6 protein-coding genes are annotated in these 15,623 nt (G+C 59.2%); 2 read left to right on the top strand and 4 right to left on the bottom strand.

Annotated elements, in window-relative coordinates:
* Positions 1–57 precede the first annotated feature (57 nt).
* Together nfuA and ACMXYJ_RS14580 are read right to left on the bottom strand one after the other, a co-directional pair.
* Complete coding sequence (gene nfuA, locus ACMXYJ_RS14585) at positions 58–642, bottom strand: Fe-S biogenesis protein NfuA (protein ID WP_046048486.1); 585 nt, start codon at positions 640–642, stop codon at positions 58–60.
* Between the two features lie 198 nt (positions 643–840).
* Entirely contained in the window at positions 841–3,135 is a 2,295-nt protein-coding gene (locus ACMXYJ_RS14580; RefSeq protein ID WP_415760382.1) for a fatty acid cis/trans isomerase, read from the bottom strand.
* 155 nt (positions 3,136–3,290) lie between these two features.
* Here ACMXYJ_RS14580 and metH point away from each other — a divergent pair, with 155 nt between their 5' ends.
* On the top strand, positions 3,291–7,001 hold the full coding sequence (metH, locus tag ACMXYJ_RS14575) for a methionine synthase (RefSeq protein WP_415760381.1): 3,711 nt from the start codon (positions 3,291–3,293) through the stop codon (positions 6,999–7,001).
* A 69-nt stretch (positions 7,002–7,070) separates the two neighbouring features.
* Here the strand turns inward: metH and ACMXYJ_RS14570 are convergent, their stop codons facing one another.
* The gene (locus ACMXYJ_RS14570; RefSeq protein WP_415760380.1) at positions 7,071–14,117 is read right to left on the bottom strand and encodes an NEL-type E3 ubiquitin ligase domain-containing protein; all 7,047 of its coding nucleotides are present in this window, start codon (positions 14,115–14,117) and stop codon (positions 7,071–7,073) included.
* Between the two features lie 160 nt (positions 14,118–14,277).
* On the opposite strand from ACMXYJ_RS14570, the gene ACMXYJ_RS14565 reads away from it, so the two are divergent.
* Positions 14,278–14,496, top strand: a complete 219-nt coding sequence (locus ACMXYJ_RS14565; protein ID WP_415760379.1) for a DUF2970 domain-containing protein — start codon at positions 14,278–14,280, stop codon at positions 14,494–14,496.
* Here the strand turns inward: ACMXYJ_RS14565 and ACMXYJ_RS14560 are convergent.
* Entirely contained in the window at positions 14,493–15,566 is a 1,074-nt protein-coding gene (locus ACMXYJ_RS14560; RefSeq protein WP_415760378.1) for an ABC transporter substrate-binding protein, read from the bottom strand. The two genes, ACMXYJ_RS14565 and ACMXYJ_RS14560, sit on opposite strands and share 4 nt — an antisense overlap.
* Positions 15,567–15,623: the final 57 nt, after the last annotated feature.

Below are 15,623 nucleotides of genomic sequence, written 5' to 3'. Positions count from 1 at the left end.
CAAAAAAAACGGCGCTCACGGGGCGCCGTTTTTTTATGTCTGCAGCGAACACCTTACTTAGTAGTAGGCGTTTTCTTTCTGCGTGTGGTCGGTGACGTCACGAACGCCCTTGAGCTCGGGAATGCGCTCGAGCAAGGTGCGCTCGATGCCTTCGCGCAAGGTGACGTCTGCCTGGCCGCAGCCCTGGCAGCCACCGCCGAACTTCAGCACGGCGATGCCGTCTTCGACCACATCGATCAGGCTGACCTGGCCGCCGTGGCTGGCCAGCCCCGGGTTGATCTCGGTTTGCAGGTAATAGTTGATACGCTCGTTGATCGGGCTGTCGGCATTGACCATCGGTACTTTGGCGTTTGGCGCCTTGATGGTCAGCTGGCCGCCCATGCGGTCGGTGGCGTAGTCGACCACCGCATCGTCCAGGAAGGCTTCGCTGAACGAGTCGATGTAAGCAGTGAAGCTTTTCAGCCCCAGCGCCGTGTCTTCAGGTTTTTCTTCGCCCGGCTTGCAATAAGCAATGCAGGTTTCGGCGTACTGGGTGCCAGGCTGGGTGATAAAGACGCGGATGCCGATGCCTGGGGTGTTCTGCTTGGAGAGCAGATCAGCCAGATAATCGTGGGCGGCGTCGGTAATGGTAATAGCGGTCATGGAAACTCCTCGCAGGCTTGGGCGCAGTTTACGCCAATCATCGCGCCGCACAAAGTCCTAGTATTTTTGTCGGGAAAGAAACGGAGATCCCCTGTAGGAGTGAGCCTGCTCGCGATGGCGTCAGTTCAGCAAAATCGATGCTGACTGTAAGGATGCTATCGCGAGCAGGCTCACGCCTACAGGAGGAAGCGGTCGGACTCAAAGATTCTCGTACCGGTTCATGTCCAGCACGCCCTCTTCCACCGGATCAGTCTCGTGGACGTACCGGCTCAGGTCATGGAAGTAGAACCAGAACTGCGGATGGCTGCGGCGAATGCCCCAGCGCTCGACGATTTTCTCGAAGCGATTGGCGTCTTTGGCGTTTTCCATCTCGTACACGAACTCAGGCACTTGCTCGGCCGGGATATTGAACATGAAGTTCGGATAGCTGCTGAGCACGCCCGGAAAAATGGTGATCGTGTCGAGCCCCGGTTGATAACGCCGGGATTCACCGAGCAGGAACGCGACGTTACTGTGCGCGCGGTTGCGCAGCAGGCTGTAAACCTCGCGCTTGCCGCTCGCGGTTTCGATGCGCAGCAGGGTCGCTTCCGGCAACTGATCGATAACCTTCAACCCGGCCGCCGGACGCGAAGTCAGGCGACTCAACGCCTGTTCGGCGCTCTGCAGGGCCAGATCGATGTTCGGCCGTGAGCAATAAGCGCCGTCACAACGGTTGATTGGATCCGGCTTGGCGTTGAGGTCGCCGTAACGGGCCAGCAACTGCATGGCGAAATCGCGTTTCGGGTCCTTTTCGTCCAGTACCAGCGCCGTCTCTTTGTCATTGTCGATGGCCTCGTAATCCAGCCACATCTTGAATTTGCCGCCGCTCTGGTACCAGTCGTCGAGGTAGTCGTCGCGCGAATCGGCCGGCATCAGGCGCAGGAAATTCTGCTCGGCGCCGTTGCGGATCAGGTCGAAATACAGCCGGGTTTGCGCCTGATGGGAGACATTGCCGAACACGTCGAAGTTGACCGCCAACTGGTAATACGTGCGCTCCAGCAGCGGGAAGTCGAACAGCCACATCGTTTGCGGCACGTCACCGATCAGGCCTTTGTTCACCGAGGCACTGTCGAAATGCCGGAAGATCGTCAGCAAGGCGTTATCGTTGCCGGCCCACAAGGTCGACCAGCTCGGCGCCGACGCATCGGCGTAACTGTCACGGCGCAGCGCCTCGTACTCGTTACGCTTGTCGCGGTAGTCATGCCACAGGCTCAGGATGCTGCCGACATCGTCGTTCTGCCCCGGCATCGCCAGCAACGGCGTGGCCTGGCCGCGATACTTTGGATCGATGATGTAGAGGTCGTGCTCAGGCGCCTGGAACAGTGCCCAGAAGTTATCGCGGATCACGTCGGTGGCGATCTGGCCACGGCACACCGGGCCGCGAATAAACGTACGAACGAAATATTCGGCGTTATCGAGCATGAACTGATAGCGCGCCTGGGCCGGGATGGCCTCGAACGTGGTGAACGGATTGGCCCGACGCTCCGGGCCGTAGCCCGGCAAGGCGTTGACCTGCCAGTTGCCGTTATAGAAGAGGCTTTTGATCCGAGCCATCTTCGCCGCGCTCAACGGGTAGGTGATGTGGGTCTTGTGCACTATCACGCCTTGCACCGGCCACAAGCGGTAATACACCTGAGTGCCCGGATCGTCATTCGGGCGGCGTGTATTGATCAAGTCGATAGGCTGGCCGGTCGGCGTGCGCGAACGTACCCACTGAAAGAAATGCCCCGGCTCGCCGTCCTTGAAATAGAGATGAGCGAGAAACCAATGCTCGAACAACCAGCGCCCCACCAGGCTTTGCCGTGCGCCCGGTGCGTTGAGCAGGTTTTCCCATTGCACCACCTGCAACGCTTCTTTGGCGCTCGGCGCAAGGCCTTGCTCGTCAATCGGCGCGCCGGACGCCAGCCAGCGTTGCAGCGTCTGGTACTGCTGGTCGGTCAGGCCGGTGACCGCCAGCGGCATGCCCTCTTGGGGATGTGATTTGGCGTAGCCGTCGAATTCGGCTGGCATCGCGCACGTGTTTTCCCGGTTCAGTCCAAGGACGATGTCCTCCGGCAACCTGGCGTTGGGTTGCAAAGGCGTTTTGTGGCCCAGCTCAAGCATCCGCGCCATCAACGCGGCCTGACTGCCCTGAGCGTCGAGCACCGAGTAGAAGTCCTTTTGCTGCCAGTCACGTTTGCCGAAGGCGTCATAAAACAGCCGGGTCGGCGCGGCAGCCTGGCGGCGTTCGCCGTCGTAGACCGCAATCTTGGTCGCGCCACGGGCAGCCCCTTCGCCACTGCCCAGATTGAGCTGACAGGCGGCGTCATAGCAGGCATGGCAGGCCACACACTTTTCGGTGAAGATCGGTTGGATGTCGCGACTGTAGGAAATGGCAGAAGAAATGGCCGGATCCTGCGCGGCGGCGCCCCAGCTTAAAAACAGCAAAACCATGCTGATGACGCGAAAAGACATATCCCTGGTCCCGATCATGAAAAAACGCCGCGATTCTACCGGTCTGCACCCCACTCCAACATGAGCGATATTCATGCAAAACCGGGACATGCTCTAAAACCACGCAGGTTTGCTATTATCCCGCCCCTTCGTCATGGTCTTTCCGAGTAGTCCAAATGTCCGATCGCAGTGTTCGCCTTCAAGCTCTCAAGCACGCCCTCAAAGAGCGCATCCTGATTCTCGATGGCGGCATGGGCACGATGATCCAGAGCTACAAGCTCGAGGAGCAGGATTACCGCGGCAAACGCTTCGCCGACTGGCCAAGTGACGTCAAGGGCAACAACGACCTATTGATCCTGACACGCCCGGACGTGATTGGCGCCATCGAGAAAGCCTACCTGGATGCCGGCGCCGACATTCTGGAAACCAACACCTTCAACGCCACCCAGGTGTCCCAGGCCGACTACGGCATGCAAGGCCTGGCGTACGAGCTAAACGTAGAAGGCGCACGTCTGGCGCGCAAGGTCGCAGACGCCAAGACCCTGGAAACCCCGGACAAGCCGCGCTTCGTTGCCGGCGTGCTCGGTCCTACAAGTCGCACCTGCTCGCTGTCGCCTGATGTGAACAACCCCGGCTACCGCAACGTAACCTTCGATGAACTGGTGGAAAACTACACCGAGGCCACCAAAGGCCTGATCGAAGGCGGCGCCGACCTGATTCTGATCGAGACCATTTTCGACACCCTGAACGCCAAAGCGGCGATCTTCGCGGTGCAAGGCGTGTACGAAGAACTCGGCGTCGAGTTGCCGATCATGATCTCCGGCACCATTACCGATGCCTCCGGCCGAACGCTCTCCGGCCAGACCACCGAAGCCTTCTGGAACTCCGTGGCCCACGCCAAGCCGATCTCGGTCGGCCTGAACTGCGCCCTCGGCGCCAGCGAGTTGCGTCCTTACCTGGAAGAGCTGTCGAACAAGGCCAGCACCTACGTTTCCGCGCACCCGAACGCTGGTCTGCCGAATGAATTCGGCGAGTACGACGAACTGCCGTCGGAAACTGCCAAGGTCATCGAAGAGTTCGCCCAAAGCGGCTTCCTGAACATCGTCGGCGGTTGCTGCGGCACCACGCCGGGCCATATCGAAGCCATCGCCAACGCTGTGGCCGGTTATGCGCCGCGTGAAATTCCGGACATTCCAAAGGCCTGCCGCCTGTCGGGCCTGGAACCGTTCACCATCGATCGCAACTCGTTGTTCATCAACGTCGGCGAGCGGACCAACATCACCGGTTCGGCCAAGTTCGCCCGCCTGATCCGTGAAGACAACTACACCGAAGCCCTGGAAGTCGCCCTGCAGCAGGTTGAAGCCGGCGCCCAGGTGATCGACATCAACATGGACGAAGGGATGCTCGATTCGAAGAAGGCCATGGTGACCTTCCTCAATCTGATTGCCGGTGAGCCGGACATCTCCCGCGTCCCGATCATGATCGACTCCTCCAAGTGGGAAGTGATCGAAGCCGGCCTCAAGTGCATCCAGGGCAAGGGCATCGTCAACTCGATCAGCATGAAAGAAGGCGTCGAGCAGTTCATTCATCACGCCAAACTGTGCAAGCGCTACGGCGCCGCCGTGGTGGTGATGGCCTTCGACGAATCCGGCCAGGCCGACACCGAAGCGCGCAAGAAAGAAATCTGCAAACGCTCCTACGACATTCTGGTCAACGAAGTCGGCTTCCCGCCGGAAGACATCATCTTCGACCCGAACATCTTTGCCATCGCCACCGGCATCGAAGAACACAACAACTACGCTGTGGACTTCATCAACGCCTGTGCCTACATCCGCGACGAACTGCCATACGCGCTGACCTCCGGCGGCGTGTCCAACGTGTCGTTCTCGTTCCGCGGCAACAACCCGGTGCGCGAGGCGATCCACTCGGTGTTCCTGCTGTATGCGATCCGCAACGGCCTGACCATGGGTATCGTCAACGCCGGTCAGCTGGAGATCTACGACCAGATCCCGGCCGAACTGCGTGACGCCGTGGAAGACGTAGTGCTCAACCGCACTCCGGAAGGCACCGACGCCCTCCTCGCCATTGCCGACAAGTACAAGGGCGACGGCAGCGTCAAGGAAGCCGAGACCGAAGAATGGCGCGGCTGGCCCGTCAACAAGCGACTGGAGCATGCACTGGTCAAGGGCATCACCACGCACATTGTTGAAGACACTGAAGAATCCCGTCAGTCGTTCACCCGCCCGATCGAAGTGATCGAAGGCCCGCTGATGTCCGGCATGAACATCGTCGGCGACCTGTTCGGCGCGGGCAAAATGTTCCTGCCGCAGGTGGTGAAATCCGCCCGCGTGATGAAGCAGGCCGTGGCGCACTTGATCCCGTTCATCGAACTGGAAAAAGGCGACAAGCCGGAAGCCAAGGGCAAGATCCTCATGGCCACGGTAAAAGGCGACGTGCACGACATCGGCAAGAACATCGTTGGCGTGGTGTTGGGTTGTAACGGCTACGACATCGTCGACCTCGGCGTGATGGTGCCGGCGGAGAAGATCCTGCAAGTGGCCAAGGAGCAGAAGTGCGACATCATCGGCCTGTCCGGCCTGATCACCCCTTCGCTGGATGAAATGGTCCACGTCGCCCGCGAGATGCAGCGTCAGGACTTCCATCTGCCGCTGATGATCGGTGGCGCGACCACCTCGAAAGCGCACACGGCGGTGAAAATCGAGCCGAAATACAGCAACGACGCAGTGATCTACGTCACCGACGCCTCCCGTGCCGTGGGCGTGGCGACACAGTTGCTGTCCAAGGAATTGAAGCCGGCGTTCATCGAGAAGACTCGCCTGGAATACATCGAAGTCCGCGAGCGCACCGCCAACCGCAGCGCCCGTACCGAACGCCTGAGCTACCCGGCGGCCATCGCCAAGAAGCCTCAGTTCGACTGGAGCACTTACGCGCCGGTCAAACCGACATTTACCGGTGCCAAGGTGCTGGACAACATCGACCTGAAAGTCCTGGCCGAATACATCGACTGGACGCCGTTCTTTATCTCCTGGGACCTGGCCGGCAAGTACCCGCGCATTCTGCAGGACGAAGTGGTCGGTGAAGCCGCCACCGCGCTGTTCGCCGACGCCCAGGAAATGCTCGCCAAGCTGATCGACGAGAAACTCATCAGCGCCCGTGCGGTGTTCGGCTTCTGGCCGGCCAACCAGGTGCGTGAGGATGACATTGAAGTCTATGGCGATGACGGCAAACCGATTGCCAAGCTGCATCACCTGCGTCAGCAAATCATCAAGACCGATGGCAAGCCGAACTTCTCCCTGGCTGACTTCGTTGCACCGAAGGACAGCGAAGTGACCGACTACGTGGGTGGTTTCATCACCACCGCCGGTATCGGTGCCGAAGAAGTGGCCAAGGCTTATCAAGAAGCCGGCGACGATTACAACTCGATCATGGTCAAGGCACTGGCCGATCGCCTGGCCGAGGCTTGCGCCGAGTGGCTGCACCAACAGGTTCGTAAAGACTACTGGGGTTACGCCAAGGACGAGACGCTCGACAACGAGGCGCTGATCAAAGAGCTATACACCGGTATCCGCCCTGCCCCGGGCTACCCGGCCTGCCCGGATCACACCGAGAAATCCACGCTGTTCAAGTTGCTGGACCCTGAGGCCTCGGAAATGAAAGCCGGCCGCAGCGGCGTGTTCCTCACCGAGCACTACGCCATGTTCCCGGCAGCAGCGGTCAGCGGTTGGTACTTCGCTCACCCGCAGGCGCAGTATTTCGCCGTGGGCAAGATCGACAAGGATCAGGTGCAGAGCTACACGTCGCGCAAGGGTCAGGAATTGAGCGTGACCGAACGCTGGCTCGCGCCGAACCTGGGTTACGACAACTGATACAGGCCTCATACCGGTTGTGAGAACACCTCGGCAGACCTTGCGTCTGCCGAGGTGTGCATCAGCCGTTTACAGACTGAACTGCTTTCTCTCGTCGCCAGACAGTTCCAGCAACAATTGGGTTTCCTGGGTTTTAAACGTGACCTCCAACGTCCCGAGCTCCGTCAGGTATGCCTCGTTTATGTCCGGATACCTGTCCTCCAGCTCACTTTGCAAGACCACCTGACTTTCCTTGAGTGCGATGAAGCGCTCAGGGTATTTGCGCTTCAAATGGTCGGCCCAGTATTTGCGCCCCACCAGCTCATCCATGAAGTCGGTAGCCTGTTCTGCCTGAATGACTTCGGCATACGCGGCGTCCAGCATCAGGGGTGATACGTTGCCGCTGTAAAGCATGTCTTTGGGCTGCCCCGGCAGTTCCAGTCGGTCGCTCAAGCCGATTCGATACGCCAGGCGCACTTCCGCAGGGTCCGGCCGACCACCTTGTTCCTGTCGCTTGAGAATGTCGCGGTTGGCAATTTTTTCAATTTTGCCGAGGCGAAACAGGTTTCGGCCGAGTTTGTACAGGACGCTGTCCTGCTGATTCAACGGTGTCGACTTGACGGTCTCGAACTCGAAGACCTTCACTTCAATGTCGCTAAACAACAGGATTCGCCCGTCGCCGCAGGTCAGGGGCGATTGCGCCATGCTAAAGATCGTTTCCCTGAGCGCGTCGTCACTGTCTGCCGCTTTCAGCACCCGATGGACTCGCCGGGTGAGGTCGGCACGCCCGAGGGTGAAGTCCTTCGTGCCTTCCATCCGGTCGAGCAGGTTGAAGAAAGCGCCGCTGCCCGGGATTTCTTCGAAACCGTCCCAGATCCTTTTCAGCTCCTCGGCACCCGCCGTTGACGGGTCGATCCATCGCTCCCGGGCCGCGGCGCCGGTCACCTGACTGACATCCACCTCCTCGTCACTCGACGTTGAAAGATCGTCGAAGTCGTCTGCGTCATACTCATCCAGCGCCTCTTCGATGTCCGTCACCGACCAGCCCATTATCGCAGCGCCGTCCTCCACATGGTTGCGCAGCATCAGAAGGACGGCGCCATCCAGATTGTCATTGCCGGCCAGATTAGTGCTCGCTCGCAAGGGCCTGTGCTCCTCTGTCATCAGTTCCGGCGGGATGGACTCGAGCATGTTGTCGCGCAAATCCAGTGTTCTGAGAGAGGGAAGATCCAGTACACCCAGCGGCCAACTGACCAGACGATTGTCATGCAAATCGAGAGTCTGCAGTTCAGTGAGCGAGGTGATATCCAGCATTTCCAGCCAATTATTTGCCAGGTCCAACGATTCCAGGCTTCTCAACGCTGCAAGCTGACGCTGGAACCGGGACGAGGCGGTAAATCGATTGTGAGCGGCCGACAGTCGTCTCAGGCTGCCTAATGACGTAACCCCTTCTGGCAAGGCACTCAGCGAATTGTGGTCAAGCTCCAGAGTGTGGAGGCCGCCAAACGGAACGAGGAAATCTTCCAGCCCCGCCTCGTTGATAAAAATCTTGTTCAGCTTCAACGTCCCGACGTGAGCGAAGTCGCCCGACAACGCCGGCAAACTGCCCAGGGGGGTATCGGACAAATCAAGAGTGTAACCACCGGAGCCTCCCTCGACCGCTGCCGCGCCGCGCAGGCTCTGGCGCCAGCATGTCATTATCCGCCCTGCCGCATTACTACGTTCCATGGCGGACACCCAGAGAGGCATGTCCAGTTCTCGCAGCTTGAACGGTGGTGCTGCAATCCAGTCATTCAGGGTTCGAGTCAATGCCTGATACTGCTCGTCCCATCGCGTCAACTGATCAAACAGCGCAATGGCTCCACCCGCCTGTAACGTCAGCTCGTCAACGGCCTGAACGGCCTCGGAGGCGCCCAGTTCCGGATCGAGTCTTTGCAGGCGGGCTTGCGGGGTCATTCGAGCCAACTCGTCGGCTGACACCGCAGACAACGACAACAACAATTCCGGATGCTGGCTGACCAGCGGCGGAAAGTAAGCCGGCCCGCCTATGGTGATGCCGTCGCGCAAGTCGGCTCGGGAAATGCCCATCGGCGAAAAGGAGTTACTGCTCGTCAATAAGTCGTGACGGGATTGCAGCGTCAATCGGCAACCGCTCATGTCGACCAAAAGATTGTCATGCCCTTTCAGCGCGGCTTTTGGAATAGCGGTCACCGCGCTGTTGTTCAACTCGAGCTTCCAGAAGCCGGGCAAGTCCAGCACGCCTTCGGGCCATTCTTCAATGGCAGTGTGTCCCAAGCGCAGCGCTCTCAGGCCATGCATTGACGTGACGTCCAGCGATTCGACGCGGTTGTAACGCAAGTCCAGATTTTGAAGGCGGGACAACCCGTTCAAGCGCCGCTGGATACTCGGGGTGATCGTCAGGTAGTTGTGTTGTAGGCTCAGGTCCTTCAGCTGTCCGAGACTGCCCAGTGTCGACGGTAAATCGAACAATTGATTGCGGCTCAAATCGAGGGTGCGAACCTCGGTAAAGTTGCGCAAAAACTGGCTGAAGTCGTCGACCGAGACCGTGACGTCCGGCATCTTCAGCGTTTGCACATGAGTGAAACCTGTCGTCGACAAGGCCGGCAACTCGGGCAAGTCACCCAACGGTGCGCCTGACAAATCGAGCGTCGCCGAATCAGCAGTCTCAATGGCTGGCGTGGGCCTTGCCGAGGGGCCGGGTTGGGGTTGCGGAACAGGAACATCCTGCGCACCGGAATAACGCGCGCGCAGGCCTTCTCGCCAACATTCGCGGATGAACCTGGCGGCAGTCTCTCGGCCGCGCCGATCGACCGGTCGGCCGCCAACCATTGGCGAACGCTCCTGCCACGCATAAAGCGGCTCGAACAACGCCTGCCGGTCCTGGCGCACGCCGTTGACATGATCGAGCAACGCCCGCCCTGAAAGCCCTTCGGCCTTCAACTGCCTCAGCGCCGCTGCCGAGAGTTCGCTGCCCGAGTCCATGACGTTTTGCAGCGTGTCCTGACAGTAGCGGTCCAGCATGTGCTCGGTATCGAGCAGATGCGCCGGGTTATCGTGCACATATTCATAAACCTTGACGAACTGTTCACGGTCCCGCCTTGCCCAATTGAGGTTCAAGCCTCGCCACAGATCCTCGTGCCCCGAGAACAGTCCAGAGGGCAATGTCTTGATGTATGTGTGACTGAGGTTCATCTCCTTGAGGTGCTGCAATTGCAGCGCGCCCTTGGGCCAGGTCGCCAGGATTCCGCTTATGGTCAATGAACGCAGATCAGCCAATCGGCTGACGTCCAGTTCGCTCTCCACGCCCCGTAGTTCCAGGCGTTCCAGTTGCGGCATGACGTCCATCAGCGCCTGGGCAGACTCACTGAACTCCTGACCAAGACTTCCCGTCAACCGTAGCTCGCGAAGAGTCGACAGCGTTTTGAGCCTCTCGATCAGTTGGGCTCTGTGGGTTGCGTCCCAGATCTCCAGTTCGAGCGACCGGGCGTTGGGGAACTGCCGCACAAAGGCTTCCGGCGCTTGACTCAGCATGCCTTCGACGCTCAATTTCACATTGCGCACATGAGGAAAACGGGCAGTCAGCTCCGGCAGGCTCTCTGCACCGCTCCAGTCGAGGTGAACAGTGGCTTCGGTGTCATAGATGCCCCTCAACCCCCAGGTATTCTTGATCATTTGCACAACATGTGGGCGAACGGAAATCGCCCCGTCACGGCTGACCCACTGATCCAGTTCCGCAGTGAGCGCCTCGTATTCCCGGGCGCGCTCGTTCAACAAATGGGAAACCTGCGACTCGGTCCTGCCATCCAGCAACAGTTGGTTGACCATCATTTCGGCCAACGCATCGGGTAAACCGGGATAGACATCCCGCACTCTGGAGACCAGTGACGGATTAAGCTTTTCCCCCGCTCCTCGTCCGCTCAACGGGTAGCCCAAGCGGCCATCAGCCAGCCGAACCGCAGACTTGAACCGTCGGGTGGCGGCGTTCGGTACGAGCGCTTGCAACATTGGCTCTCGGTGGCCCATTGCATAAGTTGTGAGCGCTTTCTGCAATTCGGCACTTTGCCCGACATTGGGCAGCCCCAACTGGATGCGCGCCTCGTCTGGCAATGCATGCATGATCGAGGCGTAAAAGTTGTCGCCGCTCCCCGGCACGCTGTTCAACGCATTGCCTTGTCCATCAAAGGCCTGGAACTGATGGGCTCGATGATGTTGATAGCCATCGGTAACCAGATACTTGACGTCTTCGGCCGATTCGCTGCCGATGCTGTCGAGTAGTTTGCCGCTGTAGTCACGCTGACGTATTTCCAGGCGCAGCCGCTCCGGCCAGCCCGGGAGTTTCTCCAGGGCACGTAGCGCCAGGCGTTGGCTATCGAGAGACGCCATGCTTTCCAGTTGCATCCCGGACAAGGCTTTGTTCAGCCGGGACAACCTGGCCCGAGCGCGCGCCTTGAGCAACAGACTGGCAGGAGGCCGCCCCTTTTGCTTGATGGACAACCGCTCCTTGATAGACGCCTTGCCCAACACCTCCTGAGCCGCTTCTATCGACAGGCTCGGGAAGGTTCGTCGCAACTCCTTGAGTTCAGGCGTTTGCGTCACTGACGTGTCGAAGCCCTTGCTGGCGCTGTCAAACACCGAGGTTTTGTTGCCCGACAAATGCTCGGCAAGTTGCTGGCAAAAAACCGCTTCGCGCTCAGCCTCGACCCGTGCGCCTTCCTCACCCAGAAGCCGGATGATTTCTTGCTCGTCCAGTGTCGCAAGAACCCGTTCCGACAGCCTTCCCGCCGAAACATCCCGGAGGGACACCCTGATCGCGGGTTTGCTCGGGATCGACGCCTGACCGTAACGGGACGGTGTACCGGTCAGGCTCGCGTCATAAACCTCAATCACCCGCCCCTTTAGCCAACGCGGCAAACTGACCACTTCCGGCAACGCATAGTCGTAGCGGTTGTCCGGCACGGGTTCGCCAAGACGAACCTGCTCAATCATCTCGTTGACCTGTCGATCGATCTGAAACTGGCGAAGCGTGTCGGACAGCAACGACGGTATGGGCTGGTTGTCGACATGCACTTTGCGCAACGCAGCATCATCAACGCCGCTGGTATCGGCGATTTTCTCCAGCGTCGCCGCATCAATCCCGTCGGTCATGTGCCCGAGGCGACGCAATAAAGTGGCCCGATCCCACTCCAACGGTCGTTCAAAACTGTGGCGCCAGGCACCTTGGCCATTGTGCTCAAGGATCGGGTGATAAGCGTTCGGATCAGTTGGATGTTTCAGGCGCCACTTGTTCAGCGACGGGTCGAAAGTCTTTTCATACACATCACCATCGAGCCGGATATAGGTCTTGCCGTTCACTTCATATTGCCCAAGCGTGTTGGGCTTGAGGCCGTCAGACAACACCACGTCACTTTTGTAGGGGGTCAGGCCAGGTCGCCACAACTGTTCGTCACCAAACGGCAGCTTGACCTTCACCAGACCGTCGACGACAGGCGTCGACAAGACTTTCGGCGCCTTGCTGGCAACCGCGCCCAACACGGCCATGAAGGCCACATTCGCAGCCACCGAACCGAGGTAATTCCAGGCCTGATCCATGTCGCCTATGCTCCAGGCTTCCACGCCATGGTAAACGTCGGCGGTCAGTTGCACGGCCATCACGGCCATCATCACCTCGCCCAGCCCCGGCACAAAAAAAGCAGCCACGTTCAGTATGTTCAGCCCCCACTCGGCGTAGTGCTTCAACCGTTCATACCAGGCATCGTGATCGACCTTGGCCGTGGGCACGGCCAACTGCTCGGCCGATTCCTTCAGGCGTGTCAGGTGCCTTGAATACAGTTCACCAAACAGTTCGCCATCGAAGAAGGTTTCGCTGATATCAAGGTCCGGATCGTCCCGGTAGACGCGCTCATAGATTCCGTCCCGGTGCCCCAGCAGGGTGCGATCACGGTGCGGAAAGTCGGGGTTCCACTTGAGCGTTTGCAGGGCCGACTGGACCTTGCCGAGGAACTTGCCGGCATCGCCGTGGGGAATCAACCGCAGGAAAGACTGCTGGTAACTCACCCCGCGCAGCCGCAGGGCCAGATCCTTTTCGAATGCTTTGAGCGAGTCATATTCCTTGACCGGGGCAACCGGATCGCCCGGAATGCAGACGATGATTCGCGAGTCGGTGTAGGTCAGCACGTCAATCAGGTTCACGCCCGGATTGGTCCAGCTTAAATCGACCTTTTTCTCCTTGCGCCGACTGGCGCCAATGACAAACATCTCGCTCGCCGGCGCACCCAGCACGTGCAACTGGCTGAAGGTGACGGTTTCACCGTCCAGTTTCGGCGCTTTTTCACCATTCAGAACGCCGAGCATCGCCAGGTAGCCTGAAGGTGTGATCAGCGATTTCAGGCGCGCGATATGTGCGTGTACCCGCAGGCTGTCTTTCCAGGCTTCGAGGGTTTGGGTGCGGACAGTGGAGGCTCGGTCCGCGGCTTCGAACCTGGCCTTCAGATGGTCCTGGTACTGCTTGCCGATATCCAGATCGCGGCAGAGTGCGGCGAATTCGACGGGTTTGATCGGCAGTTTTTTGATCTTGTAAAGCTCTACGCGGCCGCGGGGAGGATCAGTCCAGCCATAGAGCTGACCTTGCACCCGAACGTTGGAAACCGACGCGCCCCGTTCGCCAACGATGACTTCATCAGCGAACGATTGCCCGTCTTCAAAATTGCGTAGCGCCGCCTGTAGCAGGGTCTGCTCTTCTACCGAGTCGGTGGCGTTGTACATTTTGTAGAACAGGGTATTTGCGACATCCACAGTCAACCCGTACTTCTTTTGCAACGCAGCCTCGAGCAAGGGTTGCGCAAACTCCGTCAGGCCTTTGAGTCCCTTGAGGGTTTTCGCCAATGCATCATTCGACGCCCGACTGCGTTTCTGGCTGTTGCGGACAATCTGTTGCTGGACGCCGGTAAGCGCCGCGAACCAATCGGGCATGGCGTCTTCGGCCAAGCCACCCGGGGTTCTGGCACGGCCTATATCATTGATGTTCGCGGGAGTGAGATGGCGGATCCGGTGGTGCAGTTTCTTTTTGATGAAATGATTGTGCAGGCCCTTTTCCCGGGCACTTGAAGTTTCAGTCATGTGGCGATACCTGACGCTGTTGGATGAAGCATCAGTCAATCACCGGGCTCGCGCTTGATGGTGGTACATATGTATAGGGTGAGAAGCTCGGGACAAGCCGGGTTCCGGGAGCGGTTTAATTGTCTATGCTTACTGCTCAAACAGTCATGACGGGGGATTTATGGACGATCCAGGCAACAACAAGCCGCCCACTTTCTGGCAGATGCTGCACAGCGTCATGGCGGCGGCGTTCGGGGTGCAGAGCGGGAAGAACCGGGCGCGGGACTTCACGCACGGCAAGCCCAGTCATTTCGTGATTCTGGGGATTTTGTTCACGGCGGTGTTCGCGTTGATGCTGTACGGCATCGTGCAACTGGTGGTGCATCTGGCCGGGGTTTAGCGCATCAAGGTTTGCAGGCTGAACGGATAGCGATACGACGTCGGCCGGCCCTTGGCTGAAAGACGACGGAAGTTCACACCGTAATCCGGTGATTCACCCATGGCCAGCAATCGCCTGGCCTGGGCCTTGTCGATCAGTTGCAGCAACGGGATTTGCCGGTCTCGGCCGCCGTAATGGCTGAGATCCACGCCCTGTTCAAGATCATGCAACTCGACCAGCGCCCAGCCGCCCAACGTGAAGTGCCCGCCCAACAGCACGCTGATGCGTCCGTCGACCGTCGCCTGCAACGCCGCCGGCGAGGTGTTGACCGCACTGAACAACGCATCCTTGCCGGGTATCCCACCCGTCTCCGAATACGCCTGCATGGCGCCAAACGCCATTTCGTCATTGGCGGACCACACCAGCGAGACCTTCGGGTAACGCCGGAACAGCAGTTTGGCCTGTTCATAGGCCCGTTCCCGGGTCCAGCCGCTATAAACCAGTTGGCGCAAACGCACTTCAGGGTGCTCGGCCAAGGCCCGCATCATGCCTTCCTCGCGCAGTTGCGCCGAAGGCGTGATCTTCAAGCCGGAAAACGCCAGCAACTCGATGACCTCACCGGGTGCCGCGGGCGGATGCTGGCGAATCAGTTCCTTGAGCATCAGGTAGCCCCCCTCCTCATCGTTGGGCACCAGGCTGCCCAAGCGCTCAGGGCGCTCGCCCAGCAAACTCATTTGGTTGGCCGTCAGCGAAGCGTTAACCATGAACAGCTTCACCCCGCTGCCCTGGGCCAGGCGAAGGATCTGCGGGGCGACGTACTGTTCATTGGCGAACATCAGATAGTCCGGGCGATCAGGGCCTTGCAGCGCCTGACGGGCTTGCGCCAACGTGAGCTCCGGCATGCGCCGGGAATAGAGAATTCGCAGATCAATGCCCAGATCCGTGGCTGCCGCGTACATGAATTGCGAATAGCTGTTCCAGAAGGCTTCGTCAGTCTTTCCGGGGCTCAGGAACAATACCGATTCCGCGCGCGCTACGGGGCCGTAAACCGCGCCAAGCATCAGCAGGAATGAGTAGAAAAACTTCAACATTGATCGTCCGAGCCCCCGGCAATTCGCCGCGCATTATAGCCAGCGAAGTCCCGTAAA

The organism is Pseudomonas arabinosi, from assembly GCF_047758675.1.
GTDB classification, from domain to species: Bacteria; Pseudomonadota; Gammaproteobacteria; order Pseudomonadales; family Pseudomonadaceae; genus Aquipseudomonas; species Aquipseudomonas arabinosi.
This window is presented reverse-complemented; position numbering and strand designations above follow the sequence as displayed.